The organism is Methanosarcina horonobensis HB-1 = JCM 15518, assembly GCF_000970285.1.
Taxonomy (GTDB): Archaea; Halobacteriota; Methanosarcinia; order Methanosarcinales; family Methanosarcinaceae; genus Methanosarcina; species Methanosarcina horonobensis.
In genome coordinates this window covers 792,484-816,809 of the sequence record NZ_CP009516.1, presented here as the reverse complement: position 1 = coordinate 816,809, position 24,326 = coordinate 792,484, and the positions used below count along the sequence as shown (strand labels likewise).

28 protein-coding genes are annotated in these 24,326 nt (G+C 41.6%); 18 read left to right on the top strand and 10 right to left on the bottom strand.

The genetic code is table 11. From position 1 onward, the window contains the following. Positions 1-10: 10 nt before the first annotated feature. The 3 genes from MSHOH_RS03650 (at position 11) to MSHOH_RS03640 (ending at position 2,944) form a co-directional block, all read left to right on the top strand. Positions 11-976 (top strand): ABC transporter ATP-binding protein, encoded by a 966-nt coding sequence (locus MSHOH_RS03650; RefSeq protein WP_052730693.1) that lies wholly within the window; start codon positions 11-13, stop codon positions 974-976. Beyond that, the gene (locus MSHOH_RS03645) at positions 894-1,886 is read left to right on the top strand and encodes an oligopeptide/dipeptide ABC transporter ATP-binding protein (RefSeq protein WP_082089229.1); all 993 of its coding nucleotides are present in this window, start codon (positions 894-896) and stop codon (positions 1,884-1,886) included. The genes MSHOH_RS03650 and MSHOH_RS03645 overlap by 83 nt, the downstream gene beginning before the upstream one ends. 77 nt (positions 1,887-1,963) lie before the next feature. Next, positions 1,964-2,944 carry a hypothetical protein gene (locus MSHOH_RS03640; RefSeq protein WP_048137448.1) on the top strand — a complete coding sequence of 327 codons (981 nt, stop codon included), beginning with the start codon at positions 1,964-1,966 and terminating at the stop codon, positions 2,942-2,944. A gap of 884 nt (positions 2,945-3,828) precedes the next feature. On the opposite strand, the gene MSHOH_RS03630 is transcribed toward MSHOH_RS03640, so the two are convergent. Next, positions 3,829-4,758: a class I SAM-dependent methyltransferase gene (locus MSHOH_RS03630; RefSeq protein WP_239451193.1), complete on the bottom strand. Its 930-nt coding sequence runs from the start codon at positions 4,756-4,758 to the stop codon at positions 3,829-3,831. A 164-nt stretch (positions 4,759-4,922) separates the two neighbouring features. On the opposite strand from MSHOH_RS03630, the gene MSHOH_RS03625 reads away from it, so the two are divergent. The 9 genes from MSHOH_RS03625 to MSHOH_RS03585 all read left to right on the top strand — a co-directional run bounded on the left by MSHOH_RS03625 (position 4,923) and on the right by MSHOH_RS03585 (position 12,433). Then, entirely contained in the window at positions 4,923-5,267 is a 345-nt protein-coding gene (locus MSHOH_RS03625; RefSeq protein ID WP_048137444.1) for a P-II family nitrogen regulator, read from the top strand. An 11-nt stretch (positions 5,268-5,278) separates the two neighbouring features. Then, complete coding sequence (locus MSHOH_RS03620; protein WP_048137442.1) at positions 5,279-6,472, top strand: ammonium transporter; 1,194 nt, start codon at positions 5,279-5,281, stop codon at positions 6,470-6,472. 317 nt (positions 6,473-6,789) lie between these two features. After that, positions 6,790-8,004 (top strand): ammonium transporter, encoded by a 1,215-nt coding sequence (locus tag MSHOH_RS03615; protein WP_048137440.1) that lies wholly within the window; start codon positions 6,790-6,792, stop codon positions 8,002-8,004. A gap of 594 nt (positions 8,005-8,598) precedes the next feature. Continuing rightward, on the top strand, positions 8,599-9,816 hold the full coding sequence (locus tag MSHOH_RS03610) for an ammonium transporter (RefSeq protein ID WP_048137438.1): 1,218 nt from the start codon (positions 8,599-8,601) through the stop codon (positions 9,814-9,816). Positions 9,817-10,161: 345 nt separating this feature from the next. Next, the gene (locus tag MSHOH_RS03605; RefSeq protein ID WP_048137436.1) at positions 10,162-10,959 is read left to right on the top strand and encodes a (Fe-S)-binding protein; all 798 of its coding nucleotides are present in this window, start codon (positions 10,162-10,164) and stop codon (positions 10,957-10,959) included. A gap of 68 nt (positions 10,960-11,027) precedes the next feature. Beyond that, the gene (locus MSHOH_RS03600) at positions 11,028-11,402 is read left to right on the top strand and encodes a DsrE/DsrF/TusD sulfur relay family protein (protein ID WP_048137434.1); all 375 of its coding nucleotides are present in this window, start codon (positions 11,028-11,030) and stop codon (positions 11,400-11,402) included. A gap of 40 nt (positions 11,403-11,442) precedes the next feature. Beyond that, positions 11,443-11,787 (top strand): DsrE family protein, encoded by a 345-nt coding sequence (locus MSHOH_RS03595; RefSeq protein WP_048137432.1) that lies wholly within the window; start codon positions 11,443-11,445, stop codon positions 11,785-11,787. A 14-nt stretch (positions 11,788-11,801) separates the two neighbouring features. Next, the gene (tusB, locus tag MSHOH_RS03590; RefSeq protein WP_048137430.1) at positions 11,802-12,098 is read left to right on the top strand and encodes a sulfurtransferase complex subunit TusB; all 297 of its coding nucleotides are present in this window, start codon (positions 11,802-11,804) and stop codon (positions 12,096-12,098) included. Positions 12,099-12,148: 50 nt separating this feature from the next. Next, positions 12,149-12,433 (top strand): hypothetical protein, encoded by a 285-nt coding sequence (locus MSHOH_RS03585; protein ID WP_048137428.1) that lies wholly within the window; start codon positions 12,149-12,151, stop codon positions 12,431-12,433. A 105-nt stretch (positions 12,434-12,538) separates the two neighbouring features. Here the strand turns inward: MSHOH_RS03585 and MSHOH_RS03580 are convergent, their stop codons facing one another. The 3 genes from MSHOH_RS03580 to MSHOH_RS03570 all read right to left on the bottom strand — a co-directional run bounded on the left by MSHOH_RS03580 (position 12,539) and on the right by MSHOH_RS03570 (position 14,489). After that, positions 12,539-13,474 (bottom strand): magnesium transporter CorA family protein, encoded by a 936-nt coding sequence (locus MSHOH_RS03580; RefSeq protein ID WP_048137426.1) that lies wholly within the window; start codon positions 13,472-13,474, stop codon positions 12,539-12,541. Between the two features lie 293 nt (positions 13,475-13,767). Next, entirely contained in the window at positions 13,768-14,112 is a 345-nt protein-coding gene (locus MSHOH_RS03575) for a YnfA family protein (RefSeq protein ID WP_048137424.1), read from the bottom strand. Then, positions 14,109-14,489 carry a YnfA family protein gene (locus MSHOH_RS03570; RefSeq protein WP_082089228.1) on the bottom strand — a complete coding sequence of 127 codons (381 nt, stop codon included), beginning with the start codon at positions 14,487-14,489 and terminating at the stop codon, positions 14,109-14,111. The genes MSHOH_RS03575 and MSHOH_RS03570 overlap by 4 nt, the downstream gene beginning before the upstream one ends. A gap of 184 nt (positions 14,490-14,673) precedes the next feature. Between MSHOH_RS03570 and MSHOH_RS03560 the strand changes: the two genes are divergently transcribed. The 5 genes from MSHOH_RS03560 to arsB all read left to right on the top strand — a co-directional run bounded on the left by MSHOH_RS03560 (position 14,674) and on the right by arsB (position 18,670). Next, on the top strand, positions 14,674-15,726 hold the full coding sequence (locus tag MSHOH_RS03560; protein WP_048137420.1) for a permease: 1,053 nt from the start codon (positions 14,674-14,676) through the stop codon (positions 15,724-15,726). A gap of 123 nt (positions 15,727-15,849) precedes the next feature. Further along, entirely contained in the window at positions 15,850-16,083 is a 234-nt protein-coding gene (locus MSHOH_RS03555; RefSeq protein WP_048137418.1) for a thioredoxin family protein, read from the top strand. Positions 16,084-16,154: 71 nt separating this feature from the next. Next, positions 16,155-16,538, top strand: coding sequence for a putative zinc-binding protein (locus MSHOH_RS03550; RefSeq protein WP_048137416.1), 384 nt, complete (start codon positions 16,155-16,157; stop codon positions 16,536-16,538). Positions 16,539-16,737: 199 nt separating this feature from the next. Then, the gene (locus MSHOH_RS03545; RefSeq protein WP_048137414.1) at positions 16,738-17,625 is read left to right on the top strand and encodes a universal stress protein; all 888 of its coding nucleotides are present in this window, start codon (positions 16,738-16,740) and stop codon (positions 17,623-17,625) included. Beyond that, positions 17,618-18,670: an ACR3 family arsenite efflux transporter gene (arsB, locus tag MSHOH_RS03540; protein WP_048137412.1), complete on the top strand. Its 1,053-nt coding sequence runs from the start codon at positions 17,618-17,620 to the stop codon at positions 18,668-18,670. Before MSHOH_RS03545 ends, arsB begins: the two co-directional genes overlap by 8 nt. A gap of 101 nt (positions 18,671-18,771) precedes the next feature. On the opposite strand, the gene MSHOH_RS03535 is transcribed toward arsB, so the two are convergent. From MSHOH_RS03535 to MSHOH_RS03525, 3 genes are all read right to left on the bottom strand, one after another. Then, complete coding sequence (locus MSHOH_RS03535; protein ID WP_048137410.1) at positions 18,772-19,137, bottom strand: carboxymuconolactone decarboxylase family protein; 366 nt, start codon at positions 19,135-19,137, stop codon at positions 18,772-18,774. Positions 19,138-19,309: 172 nt separating this feature from the next. After that, entirely contained in the window at positions 19,310-20,593 is a 1,284-nt protein-coding gene (locus MSHOH_RS03530) for a hypothetical protein (RefSeq protein WP_239451192.1), read from the bottom strand. A gap of 555 nt (positions 20,594-21,148) precedes the next feature. Next, on the bottom strand, positions 21,149-21,847 hold the full coding sequence (locus MSHOH_RS03525) for a class I SAM-dependent methyltransferase (protein ID WP_048137406.1): 699 nt from the start codon (positions 21,845-21,847) through the stop codon (positions 21,149-21,151). Between the two features lie 357 nt (positions 21,848-22,204). On the opposite strand from MSHOH_RS03525, the gene MSHOH_RS03520 reads away from it, so the two are divergent. Further along, entirely contained in the window at positions 22,205-22,564 is a 360-nt protein-coding gene (locus MSHOH_RS03520) for an ArsR/SmtB family transcription factor (RefSeq protein WP_052730692.1), read from the top strand. 269 nt (positions 22,565-22,833) lie between these two features. Here the strand turns inward: MSHOH_RS03520 and MSHOH_RS03515 are convergent, their stop codons facing one another. From MSHOH_RS03515 to MSHOH_RS03510, 3 genes are all read right to left on the bottom strand, one after another. Then, the gene (locus tag MSHOH_RS03515) at positions 22,834-23,175 is read right to left on the bottom strand and encodes a carboxymuconolactone decarboxylase family protein (RefSeq protein ID WP_048137404.1); all 342 of its coding nucleotides are present in this window, start codon (positions 23,173-23,175) and stop codon (positions 22,834-22,836) included. 76 nt (positions 23,176-23,251) lie between these two features. Continuing rightward, complete coding sequence (locus MSHOH_RS23380; protein WP_158024033.1) at positions 23,252-23,404, bottom strand: hypothetical protein; 153 nt, start codon at positions 23,402-23,404, stop codon at positions 23,252-23,254. Positions 23,405-23,582: 178 nt separating this feature from the next. Beyond that, positions 23,583-24,122, bottom strand: a complete 540-nt coding sequence (locus tag MSHOH_RS03510) for a GNAT family N-acetyltransferase (protein WP_048137402.1) — start codon at positions 24,120-24,122, stop codon at positions 23,583-23,585. Positions 24,123-24,326 lie beyond the last annotated feature (204 nt).

The following is a 24,326-nucleotide window of genomic DNA, read 5'->3' as shown; positions in this document are numbered from 1 at the left end:
AGGAGAGAATGTGGATACCTTATCGCATGATTTTACAGGTGAAACAGGCAGAGAGCCCATTCTGCGTATCAGAAAGCTGAATACGACCTTTATCACTGGGAATGGTCCTGTCAGGGCGGTGAACGGTCTTGATTTTGACCTGAAGGAAAAGGAAAGAATGGCTATTATAGGGGAATCCGGATGCGGAAAGTCCGTGCTTGCCCAGACCATACTGAAGCTTCTCCCGCAGAATGCACTGGTATCCGGGGAGATTGTTTTTCACAATCGAGACCTTCTCAGGACAGGTAAGGATCACATGGTGAAGATAAGGGGTGGAGAAATCGGGCTAATCCCCCAGCATATCTCCTCCCTTGACCCTCTTATGAAGATTAAAGGCCAGGTTCAAAAAGCAATACATCCAAATGGAGGTTCTCAGGATAAAAGACAACTCTACAGGAAGGTTTTCGATCTCCTTAACTCAGTTGGACTTTATCCTCATGTATCGGACCGATACCCACACCAGCTCTCAGGGGGGATGAACAGGCGGGTTTTGATCTCGATGGGTATTGCACAAAACCCGGACCTCCTCATCGCAGACGAACCGACTACCGGGCTGGACACGATTCTCAGGAACAAAACCGTGAAACTGATAGATAGCATCACTGCGGAACGTTCTCTTCTGCTGATAACCCACGACATCGGTGCGGCACGGATCTGTGAAAATCTTGCGGTGATGTATGCAGGTGAAATTATTGAGAGGGGGCCTGCACAGGACATGCTCGACGACCCCAGGCACCCATACACACAGGGTTTGATGTCTTCAATGCCATCAAAGGGAATGTCCTCGATACCAGGAATGAGTCCAAGTTTGATACAACTCCCAACCGGATGCCGTTTCCATCCCCGGTGTCCATATGCAAAAGAGAAGTGTGCAACGCATCATCCTGACATGCGTGAAGAGAATAGAGGAGTTCGGTGCCACTATGCTTGCAGTTGAACACCTGTCCAAGACCTACACCAGCGGTTTTTTTTTAAATAAGACAGAAGTACATGCCGTACGGGACGTGAGCTTTTCGATCAGGAGTGATGAAATTTTCGGGCTTGTGGGAGAGAGCGGGTGCGGAAAGACAACCCTGGGTAAGATGCTTGTGCGCCTGTTAGAGCCAACAGGAGGAAGAGTAAAAATCGGCGATCTCGATGTCACAAATCTCAAGGGAGCAGAGTTACAGAGATACTGGCCAAATCTGCAGATGATATTTCAAGATCCGAGGTCTTCTCTCAACCCGAGGATGCGAATTGGGGATTCCCTTGTAGAAGGGCTGCTGCTCTCCGGGAAGAGAGATTTGATCGAAGATACCGTACAGGAGATTATTCGGAGTATGAATATACGTGAAGAGATCCTTAACCGCTACCCTCATGAGGTAAGCGGCGGGGAAATTCAGAGGATAGTGATTGCCCGTGCCATCAGCCTCAACCCGGCACTGATCGTGGCAGATGAACCCACATCAAACCTTGATCTCTCAGTACAGGCACAAATTCTCACATTGATAAAAAATATACAGAAAGAACATCCAATACCCTGTGTTCTCATCTCTCATGACATTGAAATTGTACAATGGATGTGTGACCGGACTGCGGTGATGCTCAGGGGCAGAATTGTTGAGGAGGGGCCGACGGATGACTTGATTCAGAACCCTCTGCACCCCTACACACAGGAACTCATTAATGCCTCACTCTTTTGTGGCGAAAAGATAGAATACCACAATCCGGAAGTATCTCAAACCACAGATGAAGGATGTCCATATAAAGAGAGGTGCTCAATGGTCAAACAGGAGTGCCGGATTGGCGAGGTTCAGTTAAGAGGAGGAATCCATAAAGTCGCCTGCAGGGCGGTCAGTGAGAATTGAGAGTTTCAAATTTCCATATATTCTTTAAGTTAAGACTGACTAAATTAAGACTGCAATGCTACTCTGGAGGAGCAGGTATGGATTATTCACTAATTTTTTCCGAAGTTCTGAAGCTTTTCTCGATCATGCTCCCTATGATATTTATCGGTTTTTTTCTATCAAATCTCCTGAGGGCAACCCGGTATCTCGAATACACCAGCATTCCTATGGCATCCATTACAGAAATGGCCCACCTTCCAAAAACATGCTCTTCTGTACTTACCTTCTTTTTTTTAAATTCCTGGTCAGGAATGGGTATGCTCTCTTCTTTCTTTCATAAGCGGATTCTTGGAGAGCGGGACGTCATTGTGACAGTTTTGATCGCTCAATTACCAAAAGGGCTTCATAGTGCAATATTTTTTCAGGCACCCGTTGCACTTTCAGTACTTGGCTATGAGATTGGACTGATGCTTCTTTTATTAGAACTTCTGGTTTTCACCGGTATTGCAGTTACTGGAGTATTTATAGGTAGAAGAGTTCTTTTCAAAAAAGCTCCGGAATATGGAAATGATACCGGACTGTCCATTTCAGAGGAGAAGGAAAAGGAAACCGGATGCTTAGCCAGAGCAGTATCCATACTCAGGAAAAGCTTCTGTGAGTTTGGAAAAGTTGCCCTTGTACTGGTTCCAACGACATTTTTATTCATCATCATTCTTAATCTGGGCCTGGCAGAGTACTCAGCAGAGGTTCTTCAACCATTCATGAAAACCCTTCAACTGCCGGATGCTGCAATTATTGTGTTTGCAGCAAGCTTTTTGAGTCAGATTGCCGTTCTTTCGGCGGCTAGCACAATAGTTGTAATGGAACAGATAACCGTTCTTCAATGTCTTGAAATGCTCTTCATTGCAAGGGTACTGCACCTTGGGATTGGTTATGTAAAGACAGCTCTTCCGACAAATATTGCCCTATTCGGGAGAAAACTCGGTCTTCGAGTAACCTGCGTGGAGGGATTCATGGTTGAAACCGGGCTGATATGTATCGTTTTACTCCTGGTAATAATGCAAACATTCCCGGGATGAGAAGAAAAAACATGAAAACGAACTTTTTTCTATTTATACCTGTACTGATCTCTGTCATTACAATAACGGTCGCGCCGGCAAGTTCATGAAAGGTAACCACAAACTTAGGTGAAGGTAGGTTAAGTACTGGTCAGAGAAATCAGCAGTACCTATTCCAATCAGGAAGTAACATTATCTCCTTGAGCAAAAATTACTGAAGCAGGATGATAATGGAGAGGGGATCCGCCTACAAACTTTCGATCTTCAAGCATCCAGACTGTTTTTAATATTCTGTTCCCGTTTCAGGTAGACCTTTCCAGGGATTACACCTGCCATGCCAGGAAAAAAATCCAATGCTATAAACTATGAGCAGATACGTGGGGAATGGTATTAATATATAAAAAGAGTATAGTTACCTATGAATTTTTTTAATGCAGTTTATGAAAAAATGAATCTATTTGACACAAGCTGTGAATACAAATCGAAGTGTTCCTTCTATAAAAGTGATTCATACATTTGCACAAAAGAAGTGAATAAAGCTTGCTGTGGGATATATAAACAGTTTGTACAAAAGAATGAAGATATTATGAACAGAGCTAAAGTATAAAGTAAGACATATCCATGGTACAAACTGTGAACGATAAAGGAAATAACAACATGGTTTTCGTTTGATCATAACCGTAATCGAAAGAAAACTGTCTATTCCTATAGGTTCCAGAACAATTGAGTAAACAAGATGCACTCTCTAAAAAATAGGTTTTTTACCCGTTTATTTATGTTCACAGAGCAGCAGCGAGAATGTGATAGAAATCAAGAAGTGTGAAGAGGGGTTGAAAGATAAACAAGAGCCATATTTATGTGCCTGACAGTCTTTCGATCCATTTTTGAGATTATTTTTCTCAATATTATTCTCTTTTTACGGCTTTCAGAACAACTGCTCCTTCCAGATTTTCCGTTTTAACACTAAAACCCACATCCTCAAAAAGCTCTATCCATTCGGTTTCTGAGAGTTGAGGTCCGTGATGGTGTTGATGCGCCAGCGGCTCAACTGCAGTTAACGACCCTCCGTTTTTCAGCACTCTTTTAATCTCAAAAAGCGCGAACTTAATATCTTCAAGGTGGTGGAGCATGAAAAAGCAGGTGGCAGCATTCACAGAGTTTCTCTCAAAAGGCAGGGCATAGACGCTTCCGGTCCTGAACTCCACATTAGGCACCCCGAGAACTTCCGCATTCATCTGTGCCTGGCCTGTGAGCGAATCGTGGAGATCAATGCCGTAAACCTGTGAATCCGGATTATTTTTTGCAAGTTCCATTGTAAGGCTTCCGAAGCCACTGCCGATATCAAGAAGAATCTCTCCTTTTACTCCCGGGAGCACGGTAGGGAGTACCTGAGCCCTTACGCGGGCCATGCGGTCTTCAGGAAATTCCGCCTTTTTTGACTTTTCCGCGTCTATTGAGGTAAAAGGAAGGATAGCATAAACCTTTGAGCCATTAACCGCCATCAAGCCCCGCACATAAGCACTGCCGATTTCGGCTGTTACCAGTTCTACAACGGAAACTCCTGCATCCCTGCAAAAACGCAGATTCCATTCTTCCCTTTTTTCAGGGAACAGGAAATTCAGAGGGGCATGTACTACGATATAATGTGAATAGTCCGGGCTGAAATATGCTGATACGGATTCAGGTCCGTTCAGAAGGATTTCGCTTATGCTTTCCCTGAAAAGGGAGAGAATTTGCAGGGAAGTTTCATCTGCCTTGTTTCTTATGCTTCCGATTTCTCCAAACATACCTCTGAATTTGATTTCAGGGAATATAAGCTCTCTTATGGTAGGCATGGTAAGAAGATAATTTATTTCTAACTCGCTTTGACCAGATTTAATTCGAACAATTTGACAGGTTTATATTCAAACAATATAAAAAACAATATAAATAATTTCCATCAATTTGGATAGGATTAAATACTATCAAATAGGATAGAGGATACCTGTTGGTGGTCGCGATGAAGTACGTAATTGCTATAATAAGGCCGGAAAGACTGGATGCGGTCAAACGAGAGCTTCAGAAAGTGGAAGTTAATAGATTGACAGCCTCATCTGTTTCTGGTTATGGTGCGCAAAAAGGACATCTGGAAATCTACAGAGCAATGGAGTTTGAGGCAGACCTGCTTGAAAAAATCAAGCTCGAAATTGCAGTAAACGATGAATTCCTGCAGCCAACGATTGAAGCAATAAAGAGAGGAGCAAAAGGCAGTGACGGTGGTATCGGAAGCGGTAAGATATTCGTGCTCCCTCTTGAGAACGTCATAAGGATTCGTACGGACGAAAGCGGATCTGTTGCTGTTTGAGGTGGATAAGAATGGCTATTGTAGCAGCAGATACCGTATGGGTGTTGATTTCATCAGCACTGGTATTATTAATGCTCCCCGGGCTTGCACTATTTTATGGAGGGCTTGTTCAACGTAAGAACGTTCTTAGCAGCATGATGCACTCATTTGTTGCAATGGGAGTAATGGCTCTCGAATGGGTTATAATAGGTTACTCTCTTGCCTTTGGAGAAGGTAACGGATTTGTGGGCAGCCTTGAACATCTATTTCTGCGGGGAATTGATCCTTACTCGGTAACAGGAACAATTCCAACATACGCATTTGTTGCATTTCAGGGAATGTTTGCAATAATTACTCCTGCCCTGATATCGGGAGCTATAGTCGGGCGTGTTAAATTCAAATCATATATTGCATTCATTGCACTCTGGGGACTGATTGTCTACGCACCCGTCTGCCACTGGGTCTGGGGCGGCGGATTTCTGACAGGAGAAGCCCTTGACTTTGCAGGAGGCACTGTCGTCCATATAACATCGGGTATTTCTTCCCTTGCAATTCTGACCTTCCTCGGAAAGAGAAGAGGATACGGGGTAGATTCCATAAAGCCGCATAATGTTACCCTCACTCTCCTCGGAACCGGGCTTCTCTGGTTCGGATGGTTCGGGTTCAATGCTGGATCCTCCCTTGCTGCAAATGAGATCGCAGCCCTCGCTTTCATTACAACACTCGTAGCTCCAGCAGCTGCAGGGTTTGTCTGGATGTCCCTTGAATGGATCCATCTGGGGCGCCCTACTGCCCTCGGGTTTGCGACCGGCGTCCTGGCAGGGCTTGTTGCAATAACACCGGCTGCAGGTTTTGTTACCCCAATGGCAGCAATTCCAATTGGGGCGATTACAAGCTTTATCTGCTACCAGGCCGTAATGCTCAAAGGAAGATTCGGTTATGACGACTCCCTTGATGCTTTCGGAGTCCATGGAGTAGGCGGGATAACAGGTGCAATCATAACAGGAGTGTTTGCAAGTGTAGGATCCACTGGTCTCCTGCTCGGCAACTACGAACAGCTGATGCTCCAGATAGAAGGCGTCATTGCCACACTTGTCTATGCAAGTGTTTGTACACTGGCTATCGGGTTTGTGCTCCACAAAACTATAGGGCTCAAAGTCAGTGAGAGTGAAGAAAACATAGGACTTGACAAAACACAGCACGGTGAAGCTGCATATAACATTTGAGTCATACAATTTAAGTACAGGTTAACCCACCTGTACCTTTCTAATTTTTGGTTCAGTTTCATGGACAAAAAAGAATCAGTTCTATTTTTCCGAGTTTTAACAGGAATTTCTATTTTTGTTTTTTTCTCTCTTTATCCCGTATTTTCCCTTATTTTTAACAATTTTCAACCCATTCTTAACCATCCATTCTTTGAGATTTATTTTAATACTTTTATTTTTATTTGAAAAAGTAGAAAATATTAAGTAGAATAAAGTAGGAAGGAGGTAAGAGATTTGAGGCTTCCTAGTTTATCATATAAAAAAGATGGGATGAAAAGATGTTAAATACTGGTTCAACAGGCTTTATGCTGCTTGCGACAAGTCTTGTAATGCTTATGACTCCTGGTCTGGCATTCTTTTACGGAGGGCTTGCCTGTAAGAGAAACATTTTAGGAATTATGATGCAAAGTTTTGTTTCTCTCGGGCTGACGACTATTTTATGGTTTTGCGTGGGATATTCTCTGTGCTTCAGTGGAGGAGAAGGTGCAATCCTGGGAAACCTGGACAAAATGTTTTTGAATGGGATTACCCCGACTGATATGTTTGGGAGCGCGGGGTTCCCGGAACTCGTCTTCGTAGCTTATCAAATGATGTTTGCAATCATTACTCCGGCCCTTATTACGGGAGCATTTGCAAACAGAATCACTTTTAAGGCTTACATTATTTTCCTTGTCATCTGGCAGCTTTTTGTTTACTATCCTTTTGTCCACATGGTCTGGGGAGGCGGCCTGCTTGCAAGTATGGGGGTCATTGACTTTGCAGGCGGAATCGTGGTTCATGCAACGGCCGGATTTGCAGCCCTTGCCTCGGTCTTTTACGTGGGCTCAAGGAAATATAAAGATTCAAAGCCAAACAACATTCCCTTAATGGCTATAGGAACTGCACTTCTCTGGTTTGGCTGGTACGGGTTTAATGCTGGCAGTGAACTAAATGTAGACGGGATCACAGCACTTGCATTTCTGAACAGCGATATTGCAGCTTCTTTTGCGGCTATTACCTGGATGATAATAGAATGGTTAAGAGAAACAAAACCGAAGTTTGTAGGGCTTATGACAGGAGCAGTTGCCGGTCTTGCAACCATTACCCCTGCAGCAGGTCTTGTTTCCATGCATGTGGCTGCATTAATGGGTATTATCGGAGCTATTGTATGCTACTCTGCAGTGCATATTAAAAACAGGATGGAATGGGATGATGCCCTGGATGTATGGGGAGTTCACGGAATCGGAGGAGTAACAGGGACAATTTTCCTTGGAATCTTTGCCTCAACTGCCATAAACCCGGTGGGAGCTAACGGACTGCTTTACGGTGGTACTGCATTCTTTATCAAAGAACTCGTGGTTGTTGTAGGCGCTTCGATATATGCATTTGTGTTTACCTACATTATGCTGATGCTTATAAACATAATAACACCAGTCAAAGTTTCGGACGAAGAAGAACTTGCAGGTCTGGATATGTCTATGCACGGGGAATGTGCATACGATGCGATTCACTGATAAAATTCTTAAAACCTACAAAAAATGTATTTTTTATTCGCAGTAAAGGGTTTAAAAACGTATTTCTCTAAACGAAAAAATCCTTTAAAAACAAATTTCCTTAAAAACAAATTTCCTTAAAAACGAATTTCCTTAAAAACAGATTTCTTTTCAGCAGGTTTATTTGATCAGGTAAAGGGAGGGAGGATAAATCCTTGCCTCCATATTTCTTGCTTTTCTCTTTAAAATAGTCTTCAGCTTACTTTCTCTGAAAACAGGTGATTGAAGAAAAGCGAGGACAAAGCCAGAGACTTTAAAAGTATAAAATTTTGTTTGAACTTTCTAATAAAAAATTTAGTAAAAAGAATAAAGGTCTTCGTTTAACTTAAGCAAACAAGTTTTCCTACTACTGGTTTTTTCGAGTATTTTTTTCTGTCCATTTCCGCTTTTTCTGTATCGATATATCTCTATCTCTTAACCATCTTTGCCAGAAAAATCTGTCTTGAGATTAAGTTATGAATCAAAGGACTGGAAAGAGTTAAATAAAAGTAACTAGGAAAGAGGAGGCGTGTATGAGGTTTCCGAGTTATTATATAAAAAAGATGGGATGAAAAAATGTTAAACACTGGTTCAACAGGCTTTATGCTGCTTGCGACAAGTCTTGTAATGCTTATGACTCCTGGTCTGGCATTCTTTTACGGAGGGCTTGCCTGTAAGAGAAATATATTAGGAATTATGATGCAGAGTTTTGTTTCTCTGGGAATAACAACTATTTTGTGGTTTTTTGTCGGGTATTCTCTATGCTTCAGTGGGGGAGAAGGCGCAATTATAGGAGACCTGGACAAGATGTTCTTGCATGGGATCACTCCGCTTACTCCATTTAAAAACGGAGGATTCCCGGAACTTGTTTTCGTAGCTTATCAAATGATGTTTGCAATCATTACTCCGGCCCTTATTACAGGAGCATTCGCAAACAGGGTTACTTTTAAGGCTTATCTTATCTTCCTGGTCGTCTGGCAACTCTTTGTTTACTATCCTTTTGCCCATATGGTCTGGGGAGGTGGTCTGCTTGCAGAAATGGGAGTTCTTGACTTTGCAGGCGGAATAGTTGTTCACGCGACAGCAGGAGCTGCAGCCCTTGCCTCGGTCTTTTACGTGGGCTCAAGGAAATATAAAGATTCAAAGCCAAATAGCATCCCCTTAATGGCTATAGGAACTGCACTCCTCTGGTTTGGCTGGTACGGTTTTAACGCTGGCAGTGAACTAAATGTGGACGGAATTACGGCACTTGCATTCCTGAACAGTGATATTGCAGCTTCTTTTGCAGCTATTACCTGGATGATAATAGAATGGTTAAAAGAAACAAAACCAAAATTTGTAGGGTTCATGACAGGAGCAGTTGCCGGTCTTGCAACAGTTACTCCTGCAGCAGGTCTTGTTAGTATGCCCGTTGCTGCATTGATGGGTATCATCGGAGCTATTACCTGCTATCTTGCGGTTCATATCAAAAACAGAATGGAATGGGATGATGCCCTTGACGTCTGGGGGGTTCATGGAATCGGAGGCGTGACCGGAACAATTCTCCTTGGAGTCTTTGCATCTACGGCTATAAATCCTGCAGGCACTGACGGGCTGCTTTACGGTGGCACTGCATTCTTTATCAAAGAACTCGTGGTTGTTGTGATTACTTCAATCTACGCATTTGTATTTACTTATGTCATGCTGATTTTGATAGACATAATAACCCCTGTCAAGGTTTCGGATGAAGAAGAACTTGCAGGTCTGGATATCTCAATCCATGGAGAATGTGCCTATGATACAGGGGTTTTCTGAAAAAAGCTTTATTATCAGGTTCACTTTATAAACAAAAATTTAATTAAATGAAAGAGGTTCAGGTTAAACCCTCATCCTCCCTATTTTTTCCATTTCGACTGCCTTTGGCTCAAACTACCCTCTGGCTTAAACAGCCGTGAATCCATCTTCTTTCCCCAGAAACTAACCATTAAGATTTTTCGTATCAATCTTTTTTGATATCGGGCTTTCGGGTTTTTAAGAAGTCAGTTCCATAATTAATAAGAGAAATCGGATTTCATTTTTTAGAAAAAATCTGCCTGATAGCTAACGAGCATCAGGAAAAAAGTGTGGGGTTAAATTTTAGGATTCTTACAGGTGTTGGAAATGTCCGGAAACCCAAATGAGATAAAGCTGGTAAATAATGCTATGTCCAATGCTACCCGAAGGAAGATTATGAACTTCCTTGCTAATGGCGATAGAACAGTTGAGGAAATAGGAGCTACAGCCGGAAAAGCCATGCTCGACTTCCATCTTAAAGTCCTGCAGCAAGCAGGCCTGATAGAGCTAAATGAAGGGACTGCAAGCTTGACCGAATATGGCAGGAATTTCCTTAAAGGTAAAGAGGAAAAAGAGCAGGGGAAGGGTGCAGACCTCTCACAGGCCAGACCTGTCGAGGTTACAGAAGTAAGGCAGCTTTTGCCCTGCATAGCGGACTCTTCAAAGTTCAGGACAATTGCAAACATGGCTCCGCCTCTCGGAGGGGTGCTTAAAGTTCTGGAACCAATTTTCTCGAGAAGCAGGTACTCTGATGGAATAGGTGCTCTTATGATACAGCAAAACGAGGTCATCACTACCATATACGGCACCGGAAAAGTTACCATGACCATGATCAAAAATGAGGAAGAAGCCAGAAGCAGGCTTGAAAACTTGAAGAGCACGATCAATGAAGCTATAGCAAAAGGCGTTGCTCCGGCTCCCAGGGAAAAGGTAAGGGTCGAACCCATGGAGATTTATAAATACCTGCCTCAGACCAACTGCGGGAAATGCAGCGAACAGAGCTGTTACACATTTGCAATAAAGCTCATGGGAGGGGAAACTACCCTGGACAAATGCACATCTCTTAAAGAACCGGGATATACAACCAACCTCGAACACCTGCAGGTTTTGAGTGCGTATATATGAGTAAAGGTGCCTGAACTATGACTATTCTGCAATTACTTGAAGAGATTTCACTTTAACCGGAGGAGCCTTTGAAGACATTAACCATAGTGCTCACTGACGGCCCTTATATTTCCGAATACGCTGAGATTGCCTGCAAGCTTGCCGAAAGTGCGCTTAAACAATGTCATGTGAATATATTCCTGTACCTGGACGCAGTTCATATACCTAAAAAAGGTCAGAATCCATCATTTTTTACAAACACAGGCGAACTTTTTGCCGGGCTTGCGGAGAAAGGAGCTGTGATAAGAGCCTGTGCGCGGTGTGCTGCTTCAAGAGGTTACACTGCAGAAGAGGAGACCGAGAACGGAAGTAACTGTAGAGACTACACCCCCGGAATAAAAATTTCCAGTCTCTATGAACTTTCGGAAATGCTGAGTAAAAGCGATAGAGTAATCTCACTTTAAAGACAAATTAAGATTAGCTTGTCGAAACGGGTTCAGACCAATGAAATCAGTTTTCTATCTGCTGGATACTGCCCCATACGGCAGTGAAAAAGCCTTCGGAGCATTGAATGCAGCTGCAGTAAGCCTTAACAAAATGCATGTGGTCCTCGGCCTTTATGGAGATGGAGTTTATCTTGTAGCTGCAGGCCAGGACAGCAATAAGCTTGGAGTACCAAACCTTTCAGATATTCTCTACTCGTATGGAGAGTTAAATGTACTTGTGCATGAACCCTCGCTGATTGAGAGGGGCCTCTTTGGGGAAACCCTGATAGAGACCATGGAACTTGTCGATGAAAAAGACTTTCTCGAAGCGATGGAAAGCTCGGACTGTGTTATCTTATTTTAAACAGAGGTAACAGTATGCGAGAAGAATATGATGTGTTCCTGCTTACAAAGCCTCCTTTCAGCCCGCGATCGGAACTGTGCCTTAAACTGGCTGCTCACTCCGGAAATGCCAGACTCTACCTTGCAAGCGATGGGGTTTATCACCTGTTTTCCGGTATACAGGAACTGCCGGGGTGCAGAATTTATGCCTGCCAGGAAGACCTCGAAGCAAGAGCGATAGAAAACCGAGAAAAAGTTACAGTTCCTGATAACTTTTACGCTGCTTTCATAGAGGATGTAATGGAACACTGTAAATATGCATACACGTTTTAAATGAAGCTTAGTAGTGAATAAGTGAAAGGCAACCTGGTAGGGCGGATTATATGGCCGAAAAGCTCCCACCTGAAGTCATTAAAGAATTAGAATGCGTGAGCCGGCTGCATGAACAGGCAGTCTGTGACCATGAAAAATGCAGGGAATTTAGTGAAAGTTTATCCACCCTTCTGGTGAGAATCGAGGACATGAAATTTTACAGAACTGCGGACAGGCTAATGAGTATACTCATAAACTGTAGCCCCAAAGAGGCATCCCATTGCGAAAAAGCAACACTTGTGGGAGAGATGATGAAAGAGATAACAAAAGAGGTACGGAAATCTGCAGGAAAATAAAAAATTTGGGACAAAAAAGCTCTGAAGAGACCCGAACAAGCAGTCGGGAGTTTAATTTTTTAATAAAGGAGAAATTAAAAATTAGAACTTGAAATCGAGAAGGTTTCAGAACATTTCTTTTCTAGCCATGGTCAGTGCTATAATAATCGCAAAAAACATGGAAATTATGAAAATGATTGTAAAAGCATGAGGATTACTCTCAAATGGGACATCAACATTCATCCCGAAAAAGCTTGCGATCATTGTTGGAATCGACAATACTATGGTAACAGATGTCAGGAATTTCATTACAATGTTCAGGTTATTGGATATGACAGATGCGTATGCGTCCATTGTCCCGCTTAAAATGTTGCTATAAATATTTGCCATTTCAATTGCCTGCTTATTTTCGATAATAACATCATCAAGCAGTTCGGAATCTTCAGGATACATCTTAATAGGGTTTGACCTCTGGATTTTTTCGAGGACCATTTCATTGCTCTTCAGAGAGGTAGAAAAATATACAAGACTTTTTTCCAGTTCGAGGAGCTGAATTAACTCTTTATTTCTCAGAGATTTATGCAGCCTGTTTTCAATTAAGCCACTTGTTTTGTCAATGTCCCTGAGGTATCGAAGATATAACTTAGAATTATTGTAGAGAATCTGTAAAAAGAAACGTGTTTTTTTAAATGTATAAAAAGACTTTATTTTTCTCTCAACAAAATTATTTATGACATGGTTCTCTCGGAGAGAAACAGTAACAATATTCTTATCGGTAATAATAATTCCAAGAGGAACTGTATAATATACTCCACCTTCCTTAGCTTCAACATTTGGCACAGGAGCATCTATCAGTACAACAGTACAATTTCCGTCAACTTCAATCCTTGCACGCTCTTCTTCATCAAGAGCAGCTATAATATGTTCAACAGGAATATTGAGGTTTTCCGAAACATACGAGATTTCGCTTTTACCGGGATTTACCAGATTAATCCATGCCCCGCTTTCAATCCGCTCCAGAGCTATCATTCCAGCATCTGTTGATTTAAATATCTGAAGCATGTCTGATTCTCCCTGTCGGAACTGTTTTTAAGCTACATTTTTTCATTCTAAATTAACTGGTAATTCAGTAGCCTTAAGCAAAACGTAAATATATAAATAGTTTTGTGAATCCACAAAAAGACAAAGACAGAATTAAGGGACAAAAAACCAATAACGTCCATAGGAAACTAAGAAAGAACTTCTGAAACTCAGATTTGATTGTTCTACAACCTACAGGTCAACAAAAACAAAAAATTTAATGTAGCATTTATTATCGCTGCTCATTTTTAGCAATTAGGAAACTATCAACAGCATTAGCGCGGGATATAGAACATCACAAAAACACCAACCAGCGCTATCAGTGCCCCTATAACTTCATACCTGTCGGGTTTCTTCTTATCAACAAAAAAACCCCATATCAAAGAGGAAACAATAAAAATTCCTCCATATGCGGCATAAACCCTACCGAAATTTGCCGGTTGAAAGGTTGGGATGATTCCATAGACAGCTAAAATCAGCCCGCCCAGGAGCCCGAATACTACTCCCTTATTTTCCCTTAACCACAGCCAGACAAGATATCCGCCTCCGATTTCAAAAAGGGCAGCCAGGAAAAAAAGAGCAAGTGAAATTCCCGGGTCAATAACGTAGGAATCGATCATGCAGCTTCCTCTTTTCTGGGCCAGTAATAGATAATCGAAACTCCGATGAGAATTATCAGGGCACCTATCAGATCATAGGTATCGGGGGGTATTTTATCAAAAATCCACCCCCATAAAAGGGACATAACAACAAAAATGCCTCCGTAAGTCGCATATACTCTGTGGAAATATGAAGGCTGGAAAGTTGGCACGACTCCATATAGAAACAGGACTGCTGCCCCAATAAACGCAAAAACAAATTCTCTTTCTTCACGCAACCATAGCCACATAAGATAGCCTCCACCGATTTCAAAAATACCTGCAAGGATAAACAGGAGAATAGTATACAGAAAGCACCTTTTTCTGGATATGCAGCTTGATTCGACTTTAATTTTCATGGTTCTAAAATATTGTGGGAATATATAAAAAAACTTTTACTCGGTCCTTTCAGGAAATCAATTGCAGACCTGAATACAACCCTCAAATTTGTTTCAAATTTATTTGAAATAGGAAATTTTATATATGTTATTTCAAATATATCTGAAATAACAGGAAATTCTGGAAAACACCCCTGGTGGAAAAATGACTCTTGATTATATCACTTATCTTATATCAGTAGGGCTTCAATCAGTGCAGGAGTACCTTGCGCTCCATGTGCTCATGTGCCTTGTGCCTGCTTTTTTTCTGGCTGGTGCAATTGCTTCTCTCTTTTCCAAAGAATCTGTGCTGAAGTTCTTCGGAGCGGACGCCCCCAAATATGTTTCTTATACGGTAGCTGCGGTTTCGGGCTGCCTCCTTGCGGTCTGCAGCTGTACCGTACTCCCCCTTTTTGCAGGGATTTATAAGAGGGGAGCAGGCATAGGTCCTGCAACCACATTTTTGTTCTCAGCCCCTGCTATCAATATCCTTGCAATCGTCTATACGGCAAAAATCCTGGGCTATGATCTCGGAGCAGCGCGCGCTTTTGCAGCAGTCCTTCTGTCTGTGCTTGTAGGTGTTATAATGTCCCTTGCATATGAAAGAAAAGCAACCGAACGTAAGTCCATAAAGACTTTCGGGGAAGAGGAACACAAACACAGCGTCGGACTCTTTGTTTTGCTAATCGTTGTCCTTATAGCCCCTGAGATAATGTCTTCCCTGGAATGGAAATATACAACTCAGCTCCTTGCCTGGGCGCCCATGATAGGACTTACGGCTTTCCTCTCTTTCAAATGGTTCTCAAAAGAAGAACTAAACAGCTGGATGGGTGAAACCTGGTTCCTGGTAAAACAGATCACTCCCCTGCTTCTGCTTGGAGTTTTCTTTGCAGGGATTGCGATTGTAGTCCTTCCAAAAGAGTATGTAGCAGCTCTTGTGGGAGGAAATTCCCTGACTTCAAACTTTATTTCTTCGATAGCTGGAGCCCTCATGTATTTCTCCACTCTTACGGAAGTGCCCATCATTAAAGCTCTGACTCTTCTAGGTATGGGAGAAGGCCCTTCCCTTGCAATGCTCCTTGCAGGCCCGGCACTCAGTCTACCGAGCATGATCGTAATCAACAGGGTTCTGGGAGTGAAAAAAGGCATGACATATATTCTCCTGGTGGTGCTAATTGCAACCGTCTCCGGGTATGTATTCGGAGCTATGTTTATGTAAAAAAGCCGAGTCGAATCAAATAAAACTAAAGTTAAAAAGTAATATCGCAAATGATTGTATGAAGCTCACATCTAAAAATATCATAATGAAAAATAAAGAAAGAGTTGAACAGAAGGTGAAAAAATGAGAATCGAAGTACTGGGTTCGGGTTGTGCCAAATGCAATAAGACGAAAGAACTTGCAGAAAAAGCCGTTAAGGAAACAGGTGTGGATGCGGAGATCGTCAAAGTAGAAGACTTTGACAAAATTCTGGAATACGGGGTCATGATTACCCCTGCTCTTGTAATTGACGGAGATGTTAAAGTCGCAGGCAAAGTCCCAAGTGTGGAAGATATCAAGAAATGGATCACCAAATGAGTCAAAGTGAATCATTAAACGAGTTAAATGGGCACAAACGAATTAATTATTAAATGAAAAGGAGACAAAAAATGACAGAAGAAACTAAATGTTCATGCGGTTCGGCAAATGTTGCGCTTTTCCCCTGCGCAGGGGCGGCAAATGTCGGACAGCTCTCAAACAAAATTGCAATTGAACTCGAGAAGCAAGGGATAGGAAACCTTATGTGTACTGCAGGCATCGGAGCCAGAGCCCCCGGGCTTATGAAATCTGCCGAAGCTTCTGACAGGATATTGACCATTGACGGCTGCTCAGTAAACTGCGCAACCAAAACCATGGAGCTTGCAGGCTTCAAGGTTGACCGCCAGATCATAATTTCTGAATTAGGGGTTAAGAAAACCAAGGATAGAGATCCAAAAGGAGAAGAGGTTACCGAGATTCTTGAAAAAGTTATGGAGATTCTGCAATCCGAGTAATCTCCATCCTATCTTTTCTTTTAATATTTCAGTTGTTTTCTTGAGCCTTTTTTATAATATTATTTTTACCTGCTTTTGCATTGAGCAGAGGGTTTGTATGCCTTATTTATACTGACAGAAGAATACTATTAAAAAGAGCTTTAAAGGGGCAGCTCGGTGAAAAATATTACCAGCATAACCTGAAACAGGGGGCATAGGATTGATTGAAACCGTACTTGTTCCTGTTGATTTTACTATCGAAACGGAAGATTTGCTTAGCTGCATAGGGGAACTTAAAAACGCAGGCTTGAAGAAAGTTATCCTTCTACATGTAGTGGACATACATAAAAGCCAGGGGCTTGCCCCTATGTTTGAAAGAAATGCAGAGAAAAGAATTGGGGATTACACAGATTTTGTCAGGGAACTTGAACTTGAAACCGAAACCCTGGTGATAGTAGGAGACGTTAAAAGGACAATTTCGGAAGTTGCTGATCGAAAAGATGTTGATGCTATAATAATGGGAGCAACCACTAAAGGATTTATAAAAGGGAAATTTCTCGGAAGGACAACAGAATACATATCACGCAGTTCAAAAAAAATACTGCTGATCGAGAAATATGACGCTTTGAAAGAAGGAAAAGAAGTTTATGAGAAAGCATGCAGGGCAACTTTCTCACAGGTTCTTGTGCCCCTTGATTTTTCAAAAGAGTCAATGAAGGCGGTAGAACAGCTTCAAGCATTTAAAGGAGTAGTAAAAGAGGTTCTTTTCCTGCATGTGATAGATAATATAAAAGATATGGACCTGCTGGACGAACAGAGAGAAGAAGTAAAAGAAAAGCTAAGGAGAGTAAAGAAACGGCTTGCAGGCATAAAGAGCCAGTATCTTGTTGTTGAAGGTATCCCATCCGATGAAATTGTTAAAATTGCAGGTATAGAAGATGTCACACTGATCATGCTGACCGCCCGCGGAAAAGGGGATTTAATTGACCTTCTGCTAGGGAACACGGCAGAAAGCGTACTCCGGAAAACCACGAAGCCTGTGATGGTCATCCCTGCAAGCAAAGAGTTCGAAGGGGAAGAGTGGGAGGAAGGAGAAGAGTATGCCTGAGGACGATGAAGAAAGAGAGCTCGATTTTTTCAGTAAATACCTTTCTATTTGGGTTGCAGTCTGTATTATACTCGGAACTGCAATAGGCTATATTTTTCCAGGTTTTGCAGACACCCTTGGAGAGATCGAGATTGCAAATGTTTCAATTCCCGTAGCTATCGTGCTACTGATCATGATGTATCCTATCATGCTAAAGATTAATTTTGAAGAAATTCTGAACATTGAAGCAAATCTAAAACCTCTTCTTCTAACTCTTGTCATAAACTGGGCAATCAAGCCTTTTACAATGGCATTTGTTGCATGGCTTTTCATGCGCGTGCTTTTCGAATCCCTGATTTCTTCCGATCTTCAGGCACAGTATATAGCAGGCATGATCCTGCTCGGGATTGCTCCCTGTACGGCTATGGTACTTGTCTGGACCTACCTTGCAAGAGCTAATATTAACTATGCTTTGATTCAGGTCTCGGTAAATGACCTTATCATCCTCGTCCTTTTCGCCCCGCTGGGAAAGTTTCTCCTCGGAGTCACAACCGATTTTCCGGTCCCTCTTATGACGATCTTCTTTTCGGTGCTGTTTTATGTGGCAATTCCTCTTGGCCTTGCTGTGCTGACAAGGCAGGTAGTGATAAGGAAAAAAGGCATTACATGGTTTGAAAACAAACTCATCCGAAGAACACAATGGATCACTCCTGCAGGACTTTTGATAACTCTTGTTCTGATTTTTATATTCCAGGGGAGCAACATCATAAATTATCCCTTGCATATTCTCCTGATTGCAATTCCCCTGGTGCTGCAAACTTACCTGATTTTCGGGATCGGGTATGCAGGAGCAAAATACCTGAAAATCCCCTATTCAGAAGCTGCTCCTTCAACCTTTATCGGTGCCAGCAATTTCTTCGAACTGGCAGTAGCAGTAGCCTTAATTCTATTCGGGATGGAGTCCGGGGCTGCACTCGCAACCGTTGTGGGAGTGCTTGTGGAAGTGCCTGTGATGCTTTCCCTTGTGAAAATCATGGAAAGGAACAGGGAAAAATTCAGATTCTGAGAAGACTTGACAAGGAAAAAGAAGCAAAAAGGAGAAAGCAGAAAAGGAAAAGAAATTGAAAAATTAACTGACAAAACGGATTCAAAACCTTAACTCTTTATTCAGTTTCCGCAGCAGCAACCTTTCTCTTTCTCCAATTTATCTTTTTCCGGCTCCTCAGGCTTTTTTTCTCTAAAGATGAGATCATAAACATTTTCGCCATAGATGTTTGTCCAGCCGAGTTGAGAGCCTCCTGCTATAAACATGGCAACAGCAATAGCTTCTGCAATCTCTTTCTTGTTTGCCCCGTGAGCAACAGCTCTCTGGGAGTGAACATCAACACAGTACTGGCAGCGCATAAGGACAGAAGAGGCAATGGCTATAAGTTCCTTGGTCTTGCGGTCAAGTTCTCCTCCTTCAAAGATAGAATCTCTCAGTTTTCCGAATGCTTCAGCAGTATCAGGCAGTGTTTCGTTCATGAAAGGCATTTTATTCCTCCACTCAATTCTACAATCTTGATTTATAAAACACAGAAAGTCACATATCAATTTTCATTGATATTCTACCATCTGCGGTTTTATCCATAAATAAACGAAATGTTGATAGAACTCAAAATACCTGCAGAATCACAGTCGACCTGCAGAACTTCTTACTTTCTGCTCAATTCTGTCCAGATATCACACTATAAGTATGGTTGTCTTTAACCTGGAATGTGATCGATTTATCCTGCTCTATTCTGTAATCAAGAGATTGATCTGAAATATTGTCATAAACCCTGGTATCTTCTCCAGCCTTTATGTTCACGTTTACAAGGGCATCGGAACCGTTTGTATGCACATTAAACCTGATGACATGCTCAGTGCATTGAAGGATATCAAAACTGGCTTCACGGGTATTGCGGTTTATTTGACCATACTCATAAAAGGAAACTATGGATAAACCATTTGAGTTGTAATTATCCACCCAGTCCCGGAACTTTGAGCGGCTTATTGAGTATTTTATCGCGGGTTCCAGGTCAAGTTCATGCGTAAAGCCAGGGTACACCATACCTGACCTTGACGCCTGTTCCCACCATTTCCAGGTATCGTCGTCCAGGTTTCCAACGTCTTTTTCCGCATGAATTCCCGAGTTTCCGTTTCTCCAGAACATTCCAAGGTTCTCAAACGCATAAATGGCGTGTTTAATGTTGTCCCTGTTTCTCAGGGAGCACCAGCTTGTAGGTTTTTTCCCGATTTTTTCATAAATATACTGATACCCTTCATCCATAATTTTATAAGTCTGCTCAATCGGGAAATTGTTAAGTTCTTTAGAATAGTGTACCCCTGCCTCCCAGGAATCATTGACAATTAGGCTGCGTAAGTATTCAGTGTCGGATTCACTGCACTGTTCAAGAAGCTCTATATCAAACCAGATCGTGCCTCTGTTATTTTTAGTGTTAAGATAGCGTATACCCTGCTCAGTCGTTTTTCGAACGTGAGGCCCGTCAAGCCCGAAAGGAGCAAGTTCGTTATCTCCAACTGCAGTTATGACTTTTCGGTCTGCTCTCTGGATTATGCTGTATATGTTTACATCAAAGTATCTTCCTTTTCCGGCAAGAAAAGATGTGAACTTGAGATACCCATTTGAGAAATCCACATATGGCAGCCTTTGCCTCTCAAAGGTATAAAGAGGAGTGGTGATACATTTCCCGTCTTTTGTGGAGACGGTGTTTGTCTTACTGCATCCATCAAACACAATTTCAAAATCCACTTTCTCTGCGGCATTTCCCAGAAATATGGATTCAAACCCGATATCACCGGAAGAGCTTTCAAAATAACTTTTTAGTATAACCCTGTTGTTTATTTCCTGAATTACCAGCTTTGAACCAGGGCTGTTAAGTTCAACAAAACTGTGAACATCATCAGTTTTTATATCCATTGAGATTTGATAGGCACATTTAACCATTGGTATAAGCCTGCAGATGTAAAGAGATCCGGTTTGCCTTGGCTGTCCCTGGTAATGAACAAGTGGAAGAGAGGCAGCTTCGCAGAATCTATAAGTATCAAAGGATTTTATGAAACCTCCAGTGCACCTGCTTATTCCAGAATAAAGAACAGTGTCTGCAACCGGGAGTAAACTGCAGGGAGACAGCCAGGAGCTCCGTGTAATTTTATATACAAGTCCTTTTGTGATGTTACTGAAAAGAAGTTGCGGTTTCAGTGTCCCATAAATTGTTGAATATAGCCGGTCATGGACCTTATTCTCCTGAAGTTTTGCAATGAAAATATTACTCGGGACAATGTTAGTTTTGGAATAATCCTGAAAAAATAGGGTAATTGTACCCTGATCAATATTTTCAGAGGTTTTGGGGCTAACGATATGAGGGAAAATGTCAATTCCTCCAATATAGATGGATAAACGAAGAATACGAGCAAGTTAATGGTCCGGAGAAACAGATGATGTGGGGAGTGGGAGGATAAATAATGTACAAAAATTATTGTGTGATTACATAAACAGTGGTCACGATATTATTGCATGGTACTTGTACTCGTAATACATGGACTGCACATATTCCATCCCAAAGCCATGTTTATTTGCGATATTTTCTATTGTACAGGGCTTATGGGTATACCCGAGAATGTCTTTTGGGCGATTTTTCAGGATTGCTGATATAATGGTGAAAACTTCAAAGCCTATTTTACGAAAAAGGTTCCAGCATCCGAAATCTCGTGAGAATAATCCTATTTTCCATAATGGATATAATCGAGGGTTCAAAAGATCAAAAAGGATTATTTTGCCTCCTTTATTCAGATGCTTTGATGCATTGGCAATAAAATTATCAACTTCTTCATCTGTAAGGTACTGGATTACTCCGGCTGCGGTTATCCGGTCAAAGGAGGAATCAAGTTTTTCCCAGACGGTTTTATCATCAGCTAGGATTAGAGTTATATTCTCATGCTTTTTTTCTATGATCCTTTTGCCTGCCTCTTCAAGCATTGATGCAGAAAAATCGGCTCCTACAAGTCTTTCATATTCCGGTGCATAATAAACCAAGAGCTCTCCGGCTCCGCAGCCAAAGTCGAGAAGTCTTTCGCCTCCATCCAGATGAAAGAGTTTTTCTTTAGCTTCTTTTAAAATGAACTCTTCAGCAGAAGACCTGTGGCCTCCGCTCCTCTTATCTGCAAAGAACTCTTCCCAGACAGACTTTGGTTTCGACATGTTTTTTATACCACCGAATCTTGCTTTATGACATACTTTATCTATTAAACCAGAGCTACACCGGATGACGGGTAGTGTTTAAGTCCACATATTTGTTCCATTAAAAGGAAGAAACATTAATTTCACCCATATGTGTATAAATATATATACCTTTTGAATCAGATGTTATTCTCAGAGAATAAATTTTTGCAGCCTACTGCCTTTTTTATCTAATTATCTGGAAAAGATAAGGAAAAATTTATCAGTATAAGTAAGCCCGAATTTATGAGTAAAAAACAAAGTAAAACAACACCATGTTTGATATCAAACAAAATTGATATAAAAATCCTTATTTAGAAAGCTTAACTTCTTTTATTTATGAGCTACTGCTGCCCTGCGGACCCTGAGAAAAAAAAGGAATGGGAAGAGAAAATGCTTCAGGAAATAGATTTTCTGGATAATGACATCAAAAAAGCCAGTGAAATATTCAGTGCTCTCGGGCATCCGATAAGATTGAAGATTGCCTACTTTCTCTCTCAAAGAGATCACTGCGTCTGCGAATTGATATTCAAGTTAAACGAGAGGCAGAACCTGGTTTCCCACCACCTGGCAATTTTGAAAAACTGCGGGATCATTGAAGCCTATAACAGCTCAAAATGGAGATTTTATAGACTGAACTCCGAATTTGCGGGGATTTTGAAGACTATATCACAGGTGCAAAATAAAAAATTAGAGTAAAAATCACTTATCCATCAGATCAATTGATTGAAATTGGCCATAATAGAAAAAGAAGGTTTCAAGCTATCTTTTCACTGCCTTACAGGGTTTAAACAGGTTACAGTCAGATATATACTCTCCCTGATTCTAAAAACTTTTTTTCAATTCGGGTAGATTAAATATCTCAATCATATAATCTGGGTATTCTTAGAGAGAAACAAAAAGAACACTTAATTTTGTGTTCTTTCATCCTTGCTGCCATTTATTCGACAGATTTCACTTTCTTATTTTTACTCTTCACAGCAACAGCAGGAATCCTCTTCATCTTTATCCTTTTCAAAAATTTTGTCGTATATGCTTTCACCATAAGCATTCGTCCATCCTATCTGCGACCCGGCAGCAATGAATGTGGCAACTGCAATTGCTTCGGCAATTTCTTCCTTTGCAGCTCCTGCAGCAACTGCCCTCCGGGAATGCACATCGACACAGTACTGACAACGCATAAGGACCGAAGAAGCAATGGCGATCAATTCTTTTGTTTTGACATCAAGAAAACCGTCTTTGAAAATAGAGTTCCTCATCTGTCCGAAAGCTTCCGCAGTTTCAGGTAACATTTCATCTAAAAATGACACTTAAACTCCTCCTGATTAAAGTGAAAAACGAAATAATGCGTTCAAAATGATAATATATTTCAGGCATCGATCAGTATCATCGCCCGGGTTTTCTGCATAAACTGGCGTTCCACCGCATTTCATTGCCACGTGACTCTGGCTTATGCGTATACAGAAGGTCCTCTTCATCTTCCGGTTTATCCTTTTCCAAGTTTTCTTCCTCCGGCAGAGTATTCTTTTTATTTTCCATTATCTGTCTCCTTAGCTAGATAGATTCTTAAGCTACTCTCAATCCTGCTTAACACATATTGGAAACCAGCTTTAAAAAACAGTGGACGAATATCAAGAATAGTTGACATAAAGAAATATAAAGCAAGGTATGAGAGTTAAAAAATATTAAAGGAATTTATCTTGTATTTTCGAGAGATTTAAACCTGCAGCCTGCATAAAGGACGAGTCCAGCCCATAGGGATATCAGCCTCCAACTTTCCGGTTTTGTCACAGATCCGGTTTTCGAGCCTTCCTTCAATGTTAAAGCCTAGTTTTTTATAAAATTCGATAGCCCTTTTATTGCTTTCTCTTGCAATAAGTTCGACTCGCATAATCTCGGGATACTTTGATTCCGTTTCCTGCAGGAGGGTTCTGAAGAGAAGTTTGCCTATCCCTTTTCCCTGATAGTCAGGATGAACTGCAATTGTCAGGTCACTGAAGACATGAGCAAAAACTTTTATTTCAGGCTTATAAGTGTGGACCTCTGCGATGAGAACTTCAGGATTCTCAGGGTCCTCGATTGTCAGAATGATACCTGATTGAAGGCTTTTCTCGATGAAGTTCATAACATAGGTTTCCGTAACCTCATCGGCTTCCCGTGCAATTCCTCCCGAACGGGCTGCAACAGTTCTGTAAAGGGTTACAATCTTATGCAAATCCAATGGTTTGCCTTTCCTGACAGTGTATTGTGTTTCCATTTTGTTCTGACCCCTTATTCAAAGAAAAAGTTCGCGTACCAGTATTAAAGTATAACCGTACAAATCATTGAAAGAGCCGAAAGGCTACTCGAATTATGAACAGGGCCGGGAAGAGAGAGCAGGGAAAAAAGAGGAAAAGTGGTGAGGAGGCTGCTCGGTAAACGTCCAGTATCCAGCTATAACACAATTATCGTTTCGGAAAAT

Bases quoted from the DNA above. Each gene is read 5' to 3' on its own strand.
- MSHOH_RS03630 (WP_239451193.1), bottom strand. From the start codon at position 4,758: ATGCCTACCATAAGAGAGCTTATATTCCCTGAAATCAAATTCAGAGGT.
- MSHOH_RS03530 (WP_239451192.1), bottom strand. From the start codon at position 20,593: ATGGTTAAATGTGCCTATCAAATCTCAATGGATATAAAAACTGATGAT.
- MSHOH_RS03625 (WP_048137444.1), top strand. From the start codon at position 4,923: ATGAAGTACGTAATTGCTATAATAAGGCCGGAAAGACTGGATGCGGTC.
- MSHOH_RS03570 (WP_082089228.1), bottom strand. From the start codon at position 14,489: ATGAAAATTAAAGTCGAATCAAGCTGCATATCCAGAAAAAGGTGCTTT.
- MSHOH_RS03610 (WP_048137438.1), top strand. From the start codon at position 8,599: ATGTTAAACACTGGTTCAACAGGCTTTATGCTGCTTGCGACAAGTCTT.
- MSHOH_RS03555 (WP_048137418.1), top strand. From the start codon at position 15,850: ATGAGAATCGAAGTACTGGGTTCGGGTTGTGCCAAATGCAATAAGACG.
- MSHOH_RS03620 (WP_048137442.1), top strand. From the start codon at position 5,279: ATGGCTATTGTAGCAGCAGATACCGTATGGGTGTTGATTTCATCAGCA.
- MSHOH_RS03520 (WP_052730692.1), top strand. From the start codon at position 22,205: ATGAGCTACTGCTGCCCTGCGGACCCTGAGAAAAAAAAGGAATGGGAA.
- MSHOH_RS03595 (WP_048137432.1), top strand. From the start codon at position 11,443: ATGAAATCAGTTTTCTATCTGCTGGATACTGCCCCATACGGCAGTGAA.
- MSHOH_RS03575 (WP_048137424.1), bottom strand. From the start codon at position 14,112: ATGATCGATTCCTACGTTATTGACCCGGGAATTTCACTTGCTCTTTTT.
- MSHOH_RS03560 (WP_048137420.1), top strand. From the start codon at position 14,674: ATGACTCTTGATTATATCACTTATCTTATATCAGTAGGGCTTCAATCA.
- MSHOH_RS03510 (WP_048137402.1), bottom strand. From the start codon at position 24,122: ATGGAAACACAATACACTGTCAGGAAAGGCAAACCATTGGATTTGCAT.
- MSHOH_RS03640 (WP_048137448.1), top strand. From the start codon at position 1,964: ATGGATTATTCACTAATTTTTTCCGAAGTTCTGAAGCTTTTCTCGATC.
- MSHOH_RS03580 (WP_048137426.1), bottom strand. From the start codon at position 13,474: ATGCTTCAGATATTTAAATCAACAGATGCTGGAATGATAGCTCTGGAG.
- MSHOH_RS03615 (WP_048137440.1), top strand. From the start codon at position 6,790: ATGTTAAATACTGGTTCAACAGGCTTTATGCTGCTTGCGACAAGTCTT.
- MSHOH_RS03550 (WP_048137416.1), top strand. From the start codon at position 16,155: ATGACAGAAGAAACTAAATGTTCATGCGGTTCGGCAAATGTTGCGCTT.
- MSHOH_RS23380 (WP_158024033.1), bottom strand. From the start codon at position 23,404: ATGGAAAATAAAAAGAATACTCTGCCGGAGGAAGAAAACTTGGAAAAG.
- MSHOH_RS03585 (WP_048137428.1), top strand. From the start codon at position 12,149: ATGGCCGAAAAGCTCCCACCTGAAGTCATTAAAGAATTAGAATGCGTG.
- MSHOH_RS03535 (WP_048137410.1), bottom strand. From the start codon at position 19,137: ATGCCTTTCATGAACGAAACACTGCCTGATACTGCTGAAGCATTCGGA.
- arsB (WP_048137412.1), top strand. From the start codon at position 17,618: ATGCCTGAGGACGATGAAGAAAGAGAGCTCGATTTTTTCAGTAAATAC.
- tusB (WP_048137430.1), top strand. From the start codon at position 11,802: ATGCGAGAAGAATATGATGTGTTCCTGCTTACAAAGCCTCCTTTCAGC.
- MSHOH_RS03525 (WP_048137406.1), bottom strand. From the start codon at position 21,847: ATGTCGAAACCAAAGTCTGTCTGGGAAGAGTTCTTTGCAGATAAGAGG.
- MSHOH_RS03645 (WP_082089229.1), top strand. From the start codon at position 894: ATGCAAAAGAGAAGTGTGCAACGCATCATCCTGACATGCGTGAAGAGA.
- MSHOH_RS03605 (WP_048137436.1), top strand. From the start codon at position 10,162: ATGTCCGGAAACCCAAATGAGATAAAGCTGGTAAATAATGCTATGTCC.